The sequence below is a fragment of the Streptomyces sp. NPDC055189 genome (assembly GCF_053606765.1).
The window spans coordinates 197,470-215,107 of sequence record NZ_JBSGSG010000005.1; the positions used below are offsets into that span (position 1 = coordinate 197,470).

Consider the following 17,638-nt stretch of genomic DNA (forward strand, 5'->3'; position numbering starts at 1 on the left):
GGGCGTGGTATCGGGCTTGGTCCCGAGCCCTCGCCCGGATCGCCTCAGCCCGCCTTGAGGCGTTCCGGCTGGGTGCCCGATGCCAGGGTGGCGAGGGCCTCGTCGATGTGGGAGCCGAGGTACCAGTCGCCGCTGTGGTCGAGGCTGAAGACGCGGCCTTCCGCGTCGATGGCGAGGAGCGCCTGGGTCTCCGTCTCCTCTCCTATGGGGCACACCTCGGTGTCCAGGGCGCGGCCCAGGTCGCCCAGGGTGCGGGCCAGGTGGAGTCCGTACAGGGGATCCAGGTGCACGGTGGCGGGCGCTATGTGGCGGCCGGGGCCCTGCGGCGTGATGTGCAGTCCGCCGAACTCGGCCCACGCCTCGACGGCGGCGGGGAAGACGGCGTGCTGGTGCCCGGCGGGCGAGGTGTGGCGGCGCAGGACGTCCGCCCAGATCTCGGCCTGCTTTATGTCCCAGCGTCCGGGGGTCCAGCCGGCGGCGCGCAGGGCGGCGTCGACGGGTACGGGGAAGCGGGGTGACGCGGCGCTCTGGGGAGCGGGGTTCTCGGTGTGCTGCTGTTCCGTGTGCATGGGCCCTCGTTGTGTTTCGCGGCTCGGTACGGGTTCAGGCTTCCGGCGTCGTGGGGTCCACGATCCGTACGCCGAAGTGCGCTGTGAGGGCGGTGCAGGAGCGGCAGGGGCGGGCGAAGCCGCCGTGCAGGGGGTCGCCGTCCTCGCGGATGCGGCGGGTGGTGAGCTTGGCGTGCTTGAGGGCCTTGCGGGCCTCGCCGTTGGTCATCGGTTTTCGTGCCGCGCGTTTGGAGCGGCTGCCGTCGGCCGCGGTGAGGTGGCGCGAGATGAGGATGGCCTCGGCGCACCTGCCGGTGAAGCGTTCGCGCTGGCCGCTTGTGAGGGTGTCGAGGAAGTCCTGTACGAGTGGGTGCAGAGCGGGAGGTTCTTCGCCGCGCCCCGCGGTACAGGTGAGGGTCGCGCCGCGTACGGAGAGCGCGGCGGCGACGGTGGGAAGTATCCCGTCGCGGCGCTGGCGCAGTACGGGTGCGTGCGCGGAGGTGCTGCTCCAGCCGACGCGTGGATCACCCGCGTCGGTGGGGTTCCCGGCGGTCGCCGAGGGCGCCGTCGTGGCCGCCGGGCGGCCGGTCGTGCCGGTCTGTGCCGTGTGCATGGTGGTGCTTCCCTCCCCGCAACTCGCGGTAGTGACCGCGTGTGCCACGCCCCCGCGTTGCGGTGACAGCCTGCCAAATGGGGCGGGTGGTGCGGAAGCTGGGGCACCGCGACACGCCTGGCTTTCGTCGTACGGTGACGGTCCGGTGGCTGCTGGTCATGGAACCGGAGGCCCGGTGACCGGTGTCGTGCTTGCGCATAGGCTGTCGACATCCGCAGACCGCGGAACGCAGGACGAAGTACGCAGATGCGATGTACAGCGATCCGCAGAACCATTAACAGTGCCGCAGGGGGCAACCGCCATGACGACAGGTCGGCTGGGGCAGCAAGCCGCGCCGCCGAACGCGGCCTACGCCGGGCAGGTCGTGCACTTCCCGGATCCGGTCCGGGCCACGCGCCATCCCAGAGGTGTGCGCGTCGACGAGCACGGCTATCCGGATTTCTCGGCCTACGCGCGTGCGGCCGCCGAGATCGCCGAGCCACCGGAGGGGTTCGGTGTCGACGAGCTGCGCCTGACGGACTACGTCTCCGCGAACGCGGCGATGGCCGCGGCGGACCATGACCTGTGGGACACGATTCCGCCGGTGGCGACCCCGCACGGCTGGACCTGGCACCACGTGCCCGGCGGCCGGCGTCTTGAGCTGGTCCCGGTCGAGGTGAAGGCGCTGCTGCGGCATCACGGCGGGCTCGCGACGACGCCGGTGGACCAGAACAAGAGGGGTACGCGTCCGCTCCAGGAGACGCGGCCCGCGCATCTCGCGCTGCCGAAGTCGGCGGTCGCGGTGAGCGAGCAGGACGTTCTGGGCGTCGAGGAGGACTTGGGTTACCGGCTGCCGGGCGCCTACCGTTCCTTCCTGAAGGCGGCGGGCGGCTGCGCGCCGGTGGGTACGGCGCTGGACGCGGAGCTCGGTCTCCTGATCGACCAGCCGTTCTTCACGGTGCGGGACGAGGCCGCGGTCAACGACCTGGTGTACGTGAACAAATGCCTGCGGGACCATCTCACCAAGGATTATCTGGGAGTCGGTTTCGTGCAGGGCGGCATTCTCGCCGTGAAGGTCAAGGGTGACCGGATCGGGTCGGTGTGGTTCTGCGCGTACGACGACGCACGGGACGTATCGGAGACGGCCGCGTGGGCACCCGCCGAGCGGGTGGAGCGGCTGCTGCTGCCGTGCGGTGACGACTTCGACGCGTTCTTGTCCCGTCTCGCGGGCAATCCGCCGGAGTTGGAGACCGTGGCGAACCTGATGGTGGACGGCGGCTTCGCGCGCGCCGTCCCGGTGGGGGAGTGACTTGTCGATGGTGACCTTCGCGCAGGCGCAGGAGCGCGCCGAGGAGTGGATCAACGCCGATGTGCCCGGCTACCAGCATCGTGAGGTGCGGGTAAGGGAGTTCGAGCTCGGGTTCGTCGTGTGGGCGGAGGATCGTGAGAACGGTCCGGTGTCCGACGGCGGCCGTCAGCGGCTCGTCATCGCACGGGACAGCGGTGAGGCCACGCTCTGGCCGGGTCTGCCGGTCGGTGAGGTGATCCGCCGGTACGAAGAGGAGTACGGCCTCCCGGACGCGGCGCCGGAGGATGCGGCGCCGCCCGCGCCGGAGCGGGTCGACCTGAATCAGACGTCGTTCCTGTTGAGCCCCCCGGAGTGGCTCCAGGAGGCGGCGGACAAGCTGGGCATTCCGGATCGCAGGGCGGGGTCGGCGGGTTCGTCGGCGTCCGCGAGCGCTGCGGCGCCTTCTGCGCCGCGTGTACCGACTGCGCCTTCTGCGCCGGGTGCACCGTCTGCGCCTTCTGCTCCTGCCGCGCCCGTCGCCCCCGCGGCTGCCGCCGGGCCCGAAGCGCCCGGTGGCGGTACGCCGTGGCCCGCGGCCGGTGCGTCGGACGCGCCCGTCGGGGCCACCCCGTGGGCGGGTACGGACACCAACGCCGATACGGGCGACGACCGTTCGGTGCCGGCGCCCGCGACGGTCTTCGCGCCGCCGCTGGTCGGTGGCGACGATGATGACACTCCGCCGCCCGGTGTGGCGCCGGAGGCCAAGACCGCGCTGATGCACGGCGGCAGCGGCCTTCCGTCGACGACGGTGGCGCCCGCGCTCGACGGCCCGAACCAGTCGCCGCCGCCGGGTGCCGGTGCGCCGGACGCGTCCGCGTACGGCTACCCGGGCGGGCCCGGCGCGCAGCCCCCGGCGGGTCCGGGAGCTCCGGGGCCCAACATGCCGCCGCCGCCCGCCGGTGCCGCGGTGAACATGCCGCCGCCCGCCGGTGCCGCCGTGAACATGCCGCCGCCTCCGGGCGTCAGCGCTCCGGGCGTCAGCGCTCCGGACCCGGCCGCGTACGGCTATCCGCAGGGTCCCGCGCCCGCCGCCGCCCAGCGCCCCGTGCCGCCCGGCGCAGGGGACATCGCCGACGCCGCGACCAGCAAGGCGCAGGCTCCGCCGCGCGGTGCCCGTGGGAGCGGTGCGAGTACGCCGCCGCCTCCCGGCGCTCCGGGGGTTCCCGGCGCGGGTGCCGCCGGAGGTACGCCGCCGCCGTCCGGGCCCGGTGCTCCGGGTACCCCGGCGGGCGGTTACGTCCCCACGCAGCTCGTCTCGTCGCTCGGTCCCGACGGACCTCAGCCGCCCGCGGCTCCGGACGCGCCGCAGCCGCCCGGCAGCACCCCGCCGCCCCCCGGTGGCGTGCACCACGCGGCGACGATGCTGGCCGACCCGAGCCTGGGCGGCCCCGGCGGGATCAAGCCGCCGGGTGCTCCGGGCGCTCCCGGCGCCCCGCAGCCGCCCGGTCCGCCCGGCGCTCCGGGTGCTCCTCAGCCGCCCGGCCCGCCCGGCGCTCCGGGTGCTCCGCAGCCTCCCGGTCCGCCCGGTGCTCCGGGTACGCCTCCCGGTGGCGTGCACCATGCCGCGACGATGCTGGCCGACCCGAGCCTCGGTGGCCCCGGCGGGATCAAACCGCCGGGTGCTCCCGGTGCCCCGCAGCCGCCCGGCCCGCCCGGCGCCCCCGGCGCTCCGGGTGCCCCGCAACCGCCCGGCGCTCCCGGCGCCCCCGGCGCTCCCGGCGGCGGCGTCCACCACGCCGCGACCATGCTGGCCGGACCGGCGGTCGGCGGCCCCGGCGCGCCCATGCCGCCGCAGGCCCCCGGTGCTCCCGGCGCCCCCGGTGCTCCCGGCATGCCGCCCCCGGCACCGGGTCAGCCCGCGCCGGGCCAGCCCTACGGCTACCCGCAGCCGCCCACGGGGCAGCCGACCGTCGGCCCCGGCTACCAGGCCGTGCTCCGTTACCGCGCGCAAGACGGCTCCGAGCAGCAGCTCATCCGCCGCTCGGCGCCCGGCACGCCGCACCCGGAGTGGCAGATCCTGCACGAGCTGCGCGGCATGAACGTGCCGCCGCAGCAGGTCCTCGAACTCCACACGGAGCTGGAGTCCTGCGAGCTGCCCGGCGCGTACTGCGCCCGCATGATCCGGGAGACCTGGCCGCAGGCGCGGATCACGAGCATCGCCCCGTACGGCAGGGACCACGCGTCCCGGCAGGGCGGCATGCAGCAGCTCATCGCGCACCAGGCCGAGCTGCACCAGGTCGCGGACGGTCCCGCGCGCCCCGCTCCGGTACGCGCGCCGCTGCCGCAGGTGCAGCCCGCGCCGCCGATCCCGCCGGAGGGTGTGGCGCAGGAGCTGGCGGCCGCGTTCGGGCCCGGCATCTTCCGCTTCGACCAGCGGGCGGTCTCCCGGCAGGGTGTGCCCGATCTCGTGGCGCACACGCTCGTCGTGGCGGGCCTGCCCGTCGACTTCGGGCCGTTCTTCTGGGCGCAGGCCCAGCCGGGACGTCCGGTGCCGACCCTCGCCGAGACGGCGCAGGAGCGCGGGGTGCAGCCGGCGTCGGACGCCGGTTCGTATCTGGTGATGGGCAGCGACTTCGGCCGCGCGATCTGCGTCCAGTACGGCACGGCGAACATCGTCGCCGTGCCGGTGGAGGCCGGTCCCGGCGGTGCTCCGGTGCCGCCGCAGTTCGTGAACACGGGCCTGCCCGAGTTCGCGCGCTGCCTGGCGCTGCTCGGCCGTATGTGGCGGCTGCGCTTCGGGCTCAACCAGGAGCAGGCGGGCCGCTGGACCGTCGACTTCCAGGGCCAGCTGGCGGCACTCGACCCGGCGGCGCTCGCGTCGCCGGAGAGCTGGTGGTCGGTGCTCCTCGAGCAGATGTGGGACGGCCTGCTGTAGCCCCGCCGTGGTGAACGAGGCGCTCGACCCCTTGCCCGGGTCGGGCGCCTCTCGCGTTTTCTGGGCCGCCGCACCCCCGATTCCGACTTCTGGTGGCAAATGGAGCATCCTTGAGCGGATGAGATGCGCGGAGTGTCGCGTTATGAGCGCTTCAGCTTGATCCATCAAGATGTGCGCCAATCGCGTAGTACGCGCGTGGTGCGTCGGAGGAGGGATTCAACGATGAGCAGCGGTGCAACGTCCTCGGAGCACGGTTTCGTCACCGTGCGCGGGCGTGGTGGCTACCGTCCCGAGCAGGTGGACGCGTACGCCCTCGAACTGTCCGAGGACCGCGACGGCGCATGGGAACGCGCCGCCCGGCTCACCGTCCTCGCCAAGGAGATGGAGGCCGAGGCGGAGCGGCTGCGGGACGTGGTCTCGCGGCTCGCCCCGCAGACGTACGAGGAACTTGGCGAGCGCGCGCAGAAGATCCTGGCCCTGGGCGAGGCGGAGGCCGTCGCCGTGCGGGAGGCGGCGGAGGCCGACGCGCAGGGTGTGGCGGAGGCGGCCGACGCGGAGTCGCGGAAGCTGCGTGAGGCGGCTCGCGCGTACGCCGACGAGATCCTCGGCGAGGCCGACGAGCGGGCCCGGCAGCGGCTGCTCGCCGCCCGTGCCGTCGCGGACGAGTCGCGGATCGGGGCCCGCCACGACGTCAAGGAGTGGCGGGGCGAGGCTCTTGCCGCGCTGCGGGAGACGCGGGAGCGCAGCGCCGCGCTGCTTGAGGAGCAGGAGAAGGAGCAGGCCGAGCGGTGGGAGGCCGCCGAGCGGGAGATCGCTGCTCGGGAAGCTGAGGCGGAGGCGCGGGAGGCTTCGCTGGTGGCCGCCGCGGAGGAACGCCTCTCCGAGGCGAAGCGGGCCTGCGTCGAGGCGGAGGAGTCCGCCCGGCACGGGCAGGAGGACGCGGAGGCGCGGGGGGCGGAGTTGATCGCTGCCGCGGGGGTGCGGGAGGAAGGGATCGTCCGGGATACCGAGCGGATGTTGCGGGAGCACGGGGAGGAGTGGGATGAGGTTCGGGCGCACATGGAGCATGTGCGGAGCAGTCTCGCTGCGCTGACTGGGCGGGCTGCGGCTGAGGGCGCGCCTTAGGCTCCCCACCCCCCACCCCCCACCCGCCCCGCTGTGGCGGACGCGAGCCGCGACGCTCTGCCGATTGCAGGAAAGTCCCTGCGTCGTGCCCCGGAATGCGGCGTGGCGCAGGGACTTTCGTGCGATGAGCTAGGCCGGAGCGGGCTCGCTCACAGGGCACCTGCTGTTTCGGGCTTGTCCACTGCGGGCCTGATCGGCTTGTTGCAGTGGATGCATTCGTCACCTTCCTTCTTTGTGTCCCACAGGACGATCGCGGTGCAGTTGTCGCACTTCACGATGGACTCGGGTACATCAGCGGGCATGGCGCTCACCTTTTCCGGTCGTAGCGAGGTATTTCACTGCTGACCGTCATATTGACGACGTGGACACCCCTCGGCTTTCACAGTCGAGTGAAAGCCGAGGGGTGTCGGTGCAGATGCCGTTGATCTAAAGGCCGACCCAAGAGGCCAGGTGATCGAGAGTCTCGGGCGTGCGACGCGCGAGGTGGACCAGGCCTCGGACGGTCTCACGGGCGCCGGAGTGATAGCGGGTCTGCTGGGGTGCCATACGCCGAGCCGCGAGGAGGGACTTCAGCGACGCTTCGGACCGCCCCGTCTCCATCTGCGCGCGTGCGCGGTCCACATAGAAATGGGCGGTACGGGAGATTGCCCATTCGCGCGGGATGGTCATCTGCTCCGCGCTTCGAAGTGCCGTGCCGTACTCGTGCATCTCGATGCTTGCGGATACGCCGTGAGCGATGACATTGGTGGGGCCGAACGACAGCCAGTGAATGTCAACGGCCTCACCGGTGCGTTCGGCCTGACCGCGGGCTTCGGCGAGATGCATGTCGGCGGCCTGCCCATTTCCTGCGCGTGCGGCGATGATGCACGCGCCGAGATGAAGTTGGCCCGTCACCACCGAGCGCTCACGGCCTTCGGGTGCCTGCCCGGCGAGACCATGTCCGGCATCGATGAGCCGCTCACCGATCGAGTTGGCGCCTTCGCGGAAATAGACCAAGGCGCGCATGTACTGGCGGACGGCAGCGAGCAGCGGGTCGGAGGCTCGCATCGCCGCCCAGTCCATGCGATCGAGCGCCACCGTCGACAGATCGTAGTAGCCGAGTTTCACCGCGAGATCATGAGCGGTGCGATAGGTGCTCGCCAGGGCGGCCCACAACTGGCTGGAGGGGGCACGGTGTGCGGCCGTCGTGATCTCGGTGATGACGTCGGGCAGTGAGGCTGCGGCGGCGTGGATGTCGCCTGCCCGCACATGACGGCACAAGGCGTCGGCCGCTGTCACCAGATACGCCTCAGGGCGGTGGGCAACCTGCGGATCCTCACCCAGGTCGTACAGATCGAGGGATTCGCGGATCGGACGGATCAACTCTGCGAGTCGGTCCTGTTGGAGCTCCGTGGTGTACGGCTGCCCGGTGAGTGCGGTGACATCGATGCGCAGAGCGTGAGCGACGGCAGCTACGAGGTCGGGACTTGCGGGTTTGTGCCCGCTCTCCACCTGAGTCAGCAGGCTGTAGGAGTACGGAATCTTCTGCGTGAGGCCGTGCTGAGTGAGGCCGGCCCGCTTGCGGTGGTGGGCGATGCGCATGCCGGTGTGTTCATCGTCGGGAAGCACCATCCGGGCCGCCTTTCGGGACTGGTGGGCGACGCTACTCGGCCCGGCGCCGCGCGGGGATGGAAGTTGCGAGTACGACCCCCGTGAGGGTGGACTACCCGCATGACCGCGAATCGTGTGCTCTACCTGCTGGGAAGCGCCGCCCCGCCCGTGCTCGACGTCCGCCGGGTCATCGCGACCGCGCAGTCGGAGGGCTGGGACGTCTGTCTCGGTCTTACGCCCACCGCTGCCGAGTGGCTCGCGAACGAGCTGAACGATTTGGAGGCGCTTACCGGGCATCCGGTGCGCAGCCGGTACAAATTGCCGACGGAGCCGGACGTCTGGCCGCGCGCGGATGTGGCGATCCTTGCACCCGCGACGTTCAACACCCTCAACCAGTGGGCTCAGGGCATCACGGACAAGTTCGTCGTTGGATTCGTTGCTGAGGGCATCGGCAAGGGCATCCCGCTCATCACGATGCCATGCGTGAACGCGGCATACGTGAAACACAGACAGTTTGCGCGGAGCGTCGACGAGCTGCGGGCCATGGGAGTCCAAGTGCTCTACGGCGAAGGAGGGTTCGTACCGAACGAGCCTGGTACAGGCAAGCCGGATGCCTATCCATGGGACCAGGCCCTGACTGCGGCGGCTGCCATTGCGAAGAGGCTTCCCATCAGCGGCAGTCACCCGAAGTAACTGAACGTATACGGGAGTTCCTGTACGGTGAGCGCGTCAGCTTGCCTCATGTATCCGTTTCGCGCTGGATGTGAGGCGGCCCCCGTCGCCGGTTCGCACCCGGCGCCGAGGGCCTTCATCACCAGTGGACAGGACCACCGGGAAATGCTTCGTCATGCTATCGCCCCTGCCCGTTTCTTCTCGCAGGTGCCGAACGAAATCATCCGTCATCCCCGTCTCTCCTCCGATGCCGTTCGGTTGCTGACCTGGCAACTGTCGCTACCCGCTGACGCCAAGGATTCTCTCTCCCGAACCGCGGAACGCGCGGGTATCGGAAAGTGTGCATTCCTCCGCGCCAAGCGGGAGTTGAAGGCCGAGGGATACTTCCACGAGTGGCGTGAGCAGGGTCTTCGTGGGCGTTGGACGACTCGGCAACTGGTCTCCAGTGTTTCGCTGAGTGGTGCGGACGCGGCTTCGGTGCGGGACGGCGACGCGGCTGCTGACCCGACGGTCGGGGAACCGGCCGCCGGTGGGCCGATCGGCCGGGCCGTCGGCCGTCTTCCCAAGGGCAACCCCGCAGGAAACACCTTCCATCCACCTGTCGAAGCCGAAGCCGAAGCCGAAGGCGAAGGCGTTGTGAGCGTCGATGCCTTTCGCGTCGTCGAGGAGTTGCACTTGCTCGACCCCCGCCTGCGTGTGCCGCGCGGCATGCTGCCGCATCTCGCGGTGCAGGCGGCCGAGTGGCTGAGGCTCGGGCATTCCGTCGAAGATGTGCGAGATGTCGTACGCCGCGGGCTGCCTGCGTTCGGCCAGGAAATCCATCACCCTGGTGGCCTGGTGCGCCATCTTCTGCGCTGCCCCTCGCCTTCCGTCGCCGTGCCGCCTGAAACCGAACCGCGTGTAGCGCGGATGAGGGAGTGCGCGGGGAAGCACACCCAGCCGTATCTCTTCCTGCCAGTGGCGGAGGAGGATTGGTGTCCGGCATGCGGTCCTGCGCGGGCCGAATCTGCAGTCCAGCCTCAGGTGGGCAGCGGTACAGCGCTCACGCGCGGAGTCGCCGCCGTGCGGGCGGCGCTGTGTGACGCCAAGGCTGCCTCCGGCCGAGCCCTCCAACCGCTCACCCCCGCTTGATCCCCGCCAAGATCCAGCCCTCCACCGCCTCGTATCGCCTGCGCTGTTCGTCCGACTCTCTTGGGCCCGATGACACCGTGCCCAGCCAGCCCAGGAGGAAGCCGAGGGGGATGGAGGCGATGCCTGTGGTGGTGAAGGGGAACCAGTTGAAGTCGTGGTTCGGGAAGGCCGACGTGGGGGAGCCCGAGACCAGGTTGGTGCCCGTCATGATGATGACGGAGCCGACGGTGCCGCCGATCAGGGTCCACAGCAGGCCCCTGCGGGTGTAGCGGCGCCAGAAGAGGCTGTAGACCAGTGCCGGGGCCAGCGCCGATGCGCCCAGGCAGAAGGAGAGGGTGACCAGCGGTTGCAGGTTGTGGTGCTGGACCATGACCGCCAGGACGATCGCCACGCCTCCCACGGCCAGCGCCGAGATGCGGGCCAGTGTCATCTCGCGGCGCGGGGTGAGTTCCCTGCGCAGGCGCAGGTGGGCGAAGACGTCGTGGGCCAGGGAGTTGGCGCAGGCCAGGATCATGCCGGCGACCGAGGCGAGCAGGGTCAGGAAGATCGCCGTGGTGACCGTCGTGAAGATCAGGGTCTCCGCCGTGGAGGCGTTGGCGCCGAACACCGCCCTGGAGCCGAGGAGGTACGCCGTGTTGCCCTGCGGGTCCGCCTGTGCGATCGCCGCCCGGCCGACCATCGCCGTCGCGCCGAAGCCGACGATCGCGATGATGACGACGAAGAGCGCCACCGACGACACCGCCCACGACATGGACCGGCGCACTTCCTGCGCGCTGCGCGCCGTGTACATCCGCATCGTGACGTGCGGCAGGCAGGCGCCGCCGAGTACGACCGTCAGCTCCGAACTGATCATGTCCAGGCCGGGGTGCGGGCCTCCGGAGAACTGGAGCCCTGACTGGAGGAACGCCGGGCCCGCCCCGCTGCCCTTCTGGGCGGCTGCCAGAAGGGCGCCGACGTCCCAGTCGAAGCGGCGCAGGATCAGGGCGGCGATGACCACTCCGGAGCCGAGCAGCATCACGATCTTCAGGATCTGGATGAGGGCGGTGCCCTTCATGCCGCCGATCGCCGCGTAGCTGATCATGAGCGCGCCGAGTGCGACGACGCAGCCCGTCTTCACGCCCTCGCCGGAGAAGCCGAGGATGAAGGAGAGGAGGTCGCCCGCGCCCGCGAGTTGCACCAGCATGAGGGGGATGAGCGCGGCGAGGGTCGCCGCGCAGGCCGTGATCCGTACGGCGCGGCCCGGCATCCTGCGGGCCAGTACGTCGCCCATGGTGAACTGGCCCGCGTTACGCAGGGGTTCGGCCAGCAGGAACATCAGGAGCATCAGGGACAGGGCCGTGCTCAGGGCCAGGACCACCCCGTCGTACCCGAGGAGCGCGATGATTCCGCCCGTGCCGAGGACGGTCGCCGCCGAGATGTAGTCGCCCGCGATGGCAAGTCCGTTGCGCATCGGCGAAAGCGCACCGTAACCCGCGTAGAACTCGCCGAGATTGTCGCGGTCGGGGCCCGTCATGACGCACAGGAGCAGCGTGAGCGTGACGACGGCGGTGAACGCCACCAGGGACATGGCCTGGGCCGAGTCGGCGGCCAGCGTGACGCAGGGGGCCACGGGAGCGGTGTCGGAGCTCATCGGTTGGCCTCCAACTCCGCCAGTTTGCGCAGCCGTTCGGACAGCGGATCGACCCTGCGGCGGGCCGTGTACTCGTACAGCGCTATGGCGACGAGGGTGACGGGGACCTGGCACAGGCCGAGCAGCAGGCCGGTGGTCAGGCCGCCGGAGACCGGGTCCGTCATCAGGGACGGGGCGAAGGCGGAGAGGATCAGGAAGAGCGTGAAGTAGCCGAGCGCGGTGAGGGTGGCGACGCGGCGCTGCCAGCGGTAGGCGCTGCGCAGATGGCGCAGGTCGCTGTGGCGGCCGAGTGCGGGGTGGCGGGGGAGCCGGGGGCGCGGCGGGGGAGGGGGCGGTGCGACGGGCTGCCAGGGATAGGTGGGGTAGGAGGGGGAGGAGTGGTGCGGGGGGAGGTGGGGGCGGTAGGCGTGGTGGGGGTGGTGTGGTTCCCGGGGGTGGGCGGGCGGCTGTGAGCGGTCGGGTTGCTGGGAGCGGTCGGGGCGTTGGGGCTGGTGAGGGTAGGACATCCCGGTTCTCCTTGCGCGGCGTCGGTCCGGTGCGGGACCGCAGGGAGCGAGAGGTGAGGATCGAGCACGTTACTTGTAAGTAGTAGAGCCGCGTAAGGTTTTGCACATACTGGGTGGTCGGTCTATTCGGCCGGTCTGTTCAGGGGGCTTTCGCGCGGGGCCTGTTCGGCGTTCTCCCTGCTCTCCGGGGCCTGTGCCGTCCCGTTTTCCGGGCCCTGCGCACCGATTACCGGGAAGCGCCGAGGGGCCAGGAACACCAGTACGAGGAGTGCGATGACCGCCGCGCAACCCGCCCCCACGTACACCGTGTCCACCGCCGAGTCGACCGCGCGGCGCAGCCGTTCGGGGTCGGCGACGGAGGCCGGGTTCTCCAGGGCGTGCGCCACCGAGTCCAGGGAGCCCGCGCCGCCGAGCCGTGCGGTGAGGACCCCGTTGGCGACCGCGCCGAAGAGGGCGGCGCCGAGCGTCTGGCCTATCTGGCGGCAGAAGAGGATGGACGCGGTGGCCGTGCCGCGCTCGGACCAGCCGACGGTGGACTGCACCCCCACGATCAGCGGCAGTTGGAAGAGGCCGAGTGCCGCGCCGAGGAGCAGCATGATCAGGGCCGGTTGCCAGGCCTGCCCCGGATAGGGCAGGAACGGGAACGCGAAGAGGAAGAGCGCCGCCCCGCCGATACCGATGAGCGCCGTGTCCCGGAAGCCGAGCCTGCGGTAGACGTGCTGGCTCAGGGCGGCCGATACCGGCCAGCTCAGCGTCATCACGGAGAGCACGAACCCGGCGGCGATCGGCGCGAGGCCGAGCACGGACTGGGCGTACGTGGGCAGGAAGACCGTGGGTGCGACCATCAGGAGGCCGAGTGCGCCGAGCGCGAGGTTGACCGCCACGATGGTGGGCCTGCGCCAGACCCAGCCGGGGATGATCGGCTCCGCCGCGCGCCGCTCGATGACCACGACGGCTCCGGCGAGCAGCAGTCCGCCCGCGAACAGCGCGAGCGACTGCGGGGACAGCCAGCCCCAGGCGACGCCGCCCTGCACGAGCGCGGTGAGCAGGATGCCGCCGCAGGCGAAGACGGTGAGCGCGCCGGCCCAGTCGATGCGCCCCCGGGTGACCGCCGCGCGCTCGGGCTCGTGCAGGTGGCGCACGATCAGCCAGAGGGCGACCGCGCCGATGGGCAGGTTGATCAGGAAGATCCAGCGCCAGTCGGCGTACGCGGCGATCAGGCCGCCGAGCGCGGGGCCCGCTATCGACGAAGTGGCCCATACGGTGGACAACTTGGCCTGGATCTTGGGGCGTTCCTTGAGCGGGTAGAGGTCGGCGGCCAGTGTCTGCACCGTCCCCTGGAGCGCGCCGCCGCCCAGGCCCTGGACGACGCGGAAGGCGATGAGCGCGCCCATGTTCCAGGCCACGGCGCACAGGGCCGAGCCGAGCAGGAAGAGGATGCTGCCCGCGATGAGGACGGGCTTGCGGCCGAAGGTGTCGGAGAGCTTGCCGTAGATGGGCAGGGTGACGGTGACGGCGAGCAGATAGCCGGAGAAGAGCCAGGAGAAGACGGAGAAGCCGCCGAGGTCGCCGACGATCTGCGGGATGGCGGTCGAGACGATCGTGGAGTCCAGGGCGGCGAGCGCCATGGCGAGCATGAGGGCGGCGACGACGGGGCCGCGGCGCCGCCGTATGCCGTCCGCGCCCGACGTATCCGCGCCCGACGCGTCCGACGTCTCCGCGCCCGACGTATTGGGGTTGCCGTCCGCGTCCACCGAGATTCCTTCCCCCTGCATCTATTTGTTCCGGCTCACCATCTCACCCGGTGCGCGTCGGGGGCAGGGGTGGAGAGCATCCCGGCAGGTGGGCCGGTGTCCGCTCGGCAGGAGGGTGGAGCGACCCCGAGAACGGCTCCACCGGGAGGTGGAGATCCCCTAAGGGATCCTCCGTACTACGGACCGGGGAGCGTTCGTACTGCCGGAGGACGAGAAGGCCGCGGGCGCTTCTTAGATTGGCTTTATGCCGACGGGGCGGGCCGGGGAAGTCGCCCCGGGGCCGGGCCGGGGAGCGCCCGGGTCCGGCCGGCCACACCTTCGGGGGTGGGGTTTTCCCCAGCAGAAGACTGCGCCGGGCACCAGGGTGCTCGGGCCGTCGGACGACCAGAATCTTTATGCGCGGCGAACACACCTGACCTACCGCGTAACCGACTTAGGAGACTTACCGTGACATCGGCTGTAACCATTCCCAGGCACGGGGGCACTGGAGGGCGTACGGCCGTGGCGGCACGGGCGCGCCAGGTCGTGAAGGCGTACGGGACCGGGGAGACCCGGGTCGTCGCGCTCGACGAGATCGACGTGGACATCGCACGCGGGCAGTTCACCGCGATCATGGGTCCTTCCGGCTCCGGCAAGTCGACCCTGATGCACTGCCTCGCGGGCCTCGACACCGTCTCCTCCGGGCAGATCTACCTCGACGAGACCGAGATCACCGGCCTCAAGGACAAGAAGCTCACGCAGCTGCGCCGGGACCGGATCGGCTTCATCTTCCAGGCGTTCAACCTGCTTCCGACGCTCAACGCCATCGAGAACATCACGCTCCCGATGGACATAGCGGGCCGTAAGCCCGACCGCGGCTGGCTCGACCAGGTCGTGGAGACCGTCGGTCTCGCGGGCCGCCTCAAGCACCGCCCCACCGAGCTCTCCGGGGGCCAGCAGCAGCGCGTCGCCGTGGCCCGCGCCCTGGCCGCACGCCCCGAGATCATCTTCGGTGACGAGCCGACCGGAAACCTCGACTCCCGTGCGGGCGCCGAGGTGTTGGGCTTCCTGCGCAAGTCGGTGACCGAGCTCGGCCAGACCATCGTGATGGTCACGCACGACCCGGTCGCCGCCTCGTACGCGGACCGCGTCCTGTATCTCGCGGACGGCCGCATCGTCGACGAGATGTACTCGCCGACCGCCGAGTCCGTCCTTGACCGCATGAAGGACTTCGACGCGCGGGGGCGTACGTCATGACCGTCCTCAAGACCTCCATGCGCAACTTCTTCGCGCACAAGGGCCGCATGGCGCTCTCCGCCGTGGCCGTGATCCTGTCGGTGGCGTTCGTCTGCGGCACGCTCGTCTTCTCCGACACGATGAACACGACGTTCGACAAGCTCTTCGCCGCCACGTCCGCCGACGTCACCGTCACCTCCAAGTCCGCGACCGACCCCGGCGACAGCCCCGACACGGGCAAGCCCGAGTCGATGCCCGCGTCGGTCGTCGAGCAGGCGAAGAAGGCGCAGGGCGCCAAGTCCGCCGAGGGCGCGGTCAGCAGCGAGAGCGTCACCGTCGTCGACGCGAAGAAGGACAACGTCGGCCCGACCAGCGGCGGACCGACCATCGCGGGCAACTGGACGCACAACGACCTGCGTTCGATGGACATCACCTCCGGGCACGCCCCGCGCGGACCCACCGACGTGATGGTCGACGCCGACACCGCCGACAAGCACGACCTCAAGATCGGTGACGAGCTGCGCACCATCGCCGTCACCGGCGACCACACCGCCAAGATCTCCGGCATCGCCACCTTCAAGGTAACCAACCCCGGTGCCGCGATCGTCTACTTCGACACCCCGACCGCACAGCGCGAACTCCTCGGCGCCACCGGCCGGTTCACGCACGTCAACGTCACCGCCGAGGCGGGCGTCAGTGACGCGGTGCTCAAGCGGAACGTGGCCGGGGCCATGGGCGCGGACGCCTCCGCGTACAAGGTCAAGACGCAGCAGGAGAGTTCGGACGACAACCGCGAGAGCGTCAGCGGCTTCCTGGACGTCATGAAGTACGCGATGCTCGGCTTCGCCGGAATCGCCTTCCTCGTCGGCATCTTCCTCATCATCAACACCTTCTCGATGCTGGTCGCCCAGCGCACCCGCGAGATCGGCCTGATGCGGGCCATCGGCTCCAGCCGCAAGCAGGTCAACCGCTCCGTGCTCGTCGAGGCCCTGATGCTCGGCGTCATCGGCTCGGTCCTCGGGGTCGGCGCGGGCGTCGGGCTCGCCGTCGGCCTGATGCAGCTCATGTCCGGCATGGGCATGGAACTGTCCACGCAGGACCTCACGGTCAAGTGGACGACACCCGTGGTCGGCATGGTCCTGGGCATCGTCGTCACCGTCCTGGCCGCCTACCTCCCCGCGCGGCGCGCCGCCAAGGTCTCCCCGATGGCCGCCCTGCGCGACGCCGGAACCCCGGCCGACGGCAGGGCGAGCGCCCTGCGCGCGGTCATCGGCCTGGTCCTCACCGGCGCCGGCGCCTTCGGCCTCTACTCCGCCTCGCAGGCCGACAAGGCGAGCGACGGTTCGCTCCTGCTCGGCGGCGGCGTGGTCCTCACCCTCATCGGCTTCGTCGTCATCGGCCCGGTCCTCGCGTCCGGCGTGGTCCGCGTCATCAGTGCCGTACTCCTTCGGTGGTTCGGTCCCGTGGGGCGGATGGCCGAGCGCAACGCCCTGCGCAACCCGCGTCGCACCGGCGCCACCGGCGCGGCCCTGATGATCGGCCTCGCCCTGGTCGCCTGCCTCTCCGTGGTCGGCTCCTCGATGGTCGCCTCCGCGACGGACGAGCTCGACAAGTCGGTCGGCGCGGACTTCATCATCCAGTCGAACAACGGCCAGGCGATCACCCCCAAGGCCGCGAAGTCCCTGGAGAAGGCCGACCATATCGCCCACATCACCCAGTACAAGGACATCAAGGCCGACCTGACGGCCCCGAACGGCAAGACCGCGAAGAAGGTGGGCCTGAGCGCCGCCGACGCGACGTACGCCGAGGACCTGCGCAGCGAGACCGTCGCCGGAAAGCTCGCCGACGCCTACAAGCCGGACTCCATGTCCGTCGGCGAGGACTTCGCCAAGGACCACGGCATCGCGCTGGGCGACAAGGTGAAGCTCGCCTTCGACCACGGCAGGACCGGCGAGATGACGGTCCGGGCCATCACGTCGAGCGAGACATCGATCGACTCGGGCGCGATGTACGTCAACATCACGACGGCGGCGAAGTACGTGCCCGCCGACCGGATGCCGCCCAACGAGATCATGTTCGCCAAGGCGGCGAAGGGCCAGCAGGAAGCGGCGTACAAGTCGCTGAAGGCGGCCATGTCCGACTACCCGCAGTACAAGGTCATGGACCAGACCGACTTCAAGCAGACCCTGAAGGACCAGGTCGGCCAGATGCTGAACATGGTCTACGGCCTGCTCGGTCTCGCGATCATCGTCGCCATCCTGGGCGTCGTGAACACCCTCGCCCTCTCGGTGGTCGAGCGGACCCGGGAGATCGGCCTGATGCGGGCGATCGGCCTCTCGCGCCGCCAGCTGCGCCGCATGATCCGCATGGAGTCGGTGGTCATCGCCCTCTTCGGCGCGCTGCTGGGCCTGGGCCTGGGGATGGGCTGGGGGGCGACGGCCCAGAAGCTGCTCGCCCTGGAGGGCCTGAAGGTCCTGGAGATCCCCTGGCCGACGATCATCACCGTCTTCATCGGCTCGGCCTTCGTGGGCCTGTTCGCGGCCCTCGTCCCCGCCTTCCGGGCGGGCCGGATGAACGTCCTGAACGCCATCGCGACCGAATAGCTCCCGCCACGGGGGTGCGGGAGACGGCCCCGGCGGGCGCTACGGCGCC

At 70.7% G+C, this 17,638-nt stretch carries 14 protein-coding genes; 7 read left to right on the top strand and 7 right to left on the bottom strand.

Annotated features, from left to right (window positions below):
- Window positions 1-44: 44 nt before the first annotated feature.
- Complete coding sequence (locus ACWFR3_RS06095) at window positions 45-569, bottom strand: SUKH-3 domain-containing protein (RefSeq protein ID WP_453733349.1); 525 nt, start codon at window positions 567-569, stop codon at window positions 45-47.
- Window positions 570-603: 34 nt separating this feature from the next.
- Complete coding sequence (locus tag ACWFR3_RS06100; RefSeq protein WP_453733350.1) at window positions 604-1,161, bottom strand: YwqJ-related putative deaminase; 558 nt, start codon at window positions 1,159-1,161, stop codon at window positions 604-606.
- Between the two features lie 301 nt (window positions 1,162-1,462).
- Here ACWFR3_RS06100 and ACWFR3_RS06105 point away from each other — a divergent pair, with 301 nt between their 5' ends.
- From ACWFR3_RS06105 to ACWFR3_RS06115, 3 genes are all read left to right on the top strand, one after another.
- Entirely contained in the window at window positions 1,463-2,449 is a 987-nt protein-coding gene (locus tag ACWFR3_RS06105; protein WP_453733351.1) for an SMI1/KNR4 family protein, read from the top strand.
- 7 nt (window positions 2,450-2,456) lie between these two features.
- Window positions 2,457-5,363: an SUKH-4 family immunity protein gene (locus tag ACWFR3_RS06110; protein ID WP_453733352.1), complete on the top strand. Its 2,907-nt coding sequence runs from the start codon at window positions 2,457-2,459 to the stop codon at window positions 5,361-5,363.
- A 222-nt stretch (window positions 5,364-5,585) separates the two neighbouring features.
- Window positions 5,586-6,488 (top strand): cellulose-binding protein, encoded by a 903-nt coding sequence (locus tag ACWFR3_RS06115; protein WP_453733353.1) that lies wholly within the window; start codon window positions 5,586-5,588, stop codon window positions 6,486-6,488.
- 149 nt (window positions 6,489-6,637) lie between these two features.
- Here the strand turns inward: ACWFR3_RS06115 and ACWFR3_RS06120 are convergent, their stop codons facing one another.
- Window positions 6,638-6,790, bottom strand: a complete 153-nt coding sequence (locus tag ACWFR3_RS06120; RefSeq protein ID WP_453733354.1) for a hypothetical protein — start codon at window positions 6,788-6,790, stop codon at window positions 6,638-6,640.
- 124 nt (window positions 6,791-6,914) lie between these two features.
- Entirely contained in the window at window positions 6,915-8,099 is a 1,185-nt protein-coding gene (locus ACWFR3_RS06125) for a helix-turn-helix domain-containing protein (RefSeq protein WP_453733355.1), read from the bottom strand.
- Between the two features lie 99 nt (window positions 8,100-8,198).
- On the opposite strand from ACWFR3_RS06125, the gene ACWFR3_RS06130 reads away from it, so the two are divergent.
- Both ACWFR3_RS06130 and ACWFR3_RS06135 read left to right on the top strand, forming a co-directional pair.
- Window positions 8,199-8,771: a flavoprotein gene (locus ACWFR3_RS06130; RefSeq protein WP_453733356.1), complete on the top strand. Its 573-nt coding sequence runs from the start codon at window positions 8,199-8,201 to the stop codon at window positions 8,769-8,771.
- Between the two features lie 186 nt (window positions 8,772-8,957).
- Window positions 8,958-9,881, top strand: coding sequence for a hypothetical protein (locus ACWFR3_RS06135; RefSeq protein ID WP_453733357.1), 924 nt, complete (start codon window positions 8,958-8,960; stop codon window positions 9,879-9,881).
- On the opposite strand, the gene ACWFR3_RS06140 is transcribed toward ACWFR3_RS06135, so the two are convergent.
- The 3 genes from ACWFR3_RS06140 to ACWFR3_RS06150 all read right to left on the bottom strand — a co-directional run bounded on the left by ACWFR3_RS06140 (window position 9,868) and on the right by ACWFR3_RS06150 (window position 13,792).
- Entirely contained in the window at window positions 9,868-11,511 is a 1,644-nt protein-coding gene (locus ACWFR3_RS06140; RefSeq protein ID WP_453733358.1) for a sodium/solute symporter, read from the bottom strand. The genes ACWFR3_RS06135 and ACWFR3_RS06140 overlap by 14 nt on opposite strands.
- Window positions 11,508-12,017, bottom strand: coding sequence for a DUF485 domain-containing protein (locus tag ACWFR3_RS06145; RefSeq protein WP_453733359.1), 510 nt, complete (start codon window positions 12,015-12,017; stop codon window positions 11,508-11,510). Before ACWFR3_RS06145 ends, ACWFR3_RS06140 begins: the two co-directional genes overlap by 4 nt.
- Before the next feature lie 122 nt (window positions 12,018-12,139).
- Window positions 12,140-13,792, bottom strand: coding sequence for an MFS transporter (locus ACWFR3_RS06150; protein ID WP_453733360.1), 1,653 nt, complete (start codon window positions 13,790-13,792; stop codon window positions 12,140-12,142).
- A 426-nt stretch (window positions 13,793-14,218) separates the two neighbouring features.
- Between ACWFR3_RS06150 and ACWFR3_RS06155 the strand changes: the two genes are divergently transcribed.
- Together ACWFR3_RS06155 and ACWFR3_RS06160 are read left to right on the top strand one after the other, a co-directional pair.
- A complete protein-coding gene (locus tag ACWFR3_RS06155; protein ID WP_453733361.1) occupies window positions 14,219-15,007 on the top strand; it encodes an ABC transporter ATP-binding protein in 789 nt (262 codons plus the stop codon).
- Window positions 15,004-17,589 carry an ABC transporter permease gene (locus ACWFR3_RS06160; protein WP_453733362.1) on the top strand — a complete coding sequence of 862 codons (2,586 nt, stop codon included), beginning with the start codon at window positions 15,004-15,006 and terminating at the stop codon, window positions 17,587-17,589. The genes ACWFR3_RS06155 and ACWFR3_RS06160 overlap by 4 nt, the downstream gene beginning before the upstream one ends.
- Window positions 17,590-17,638: the final 49 nt, after the last annotated feature.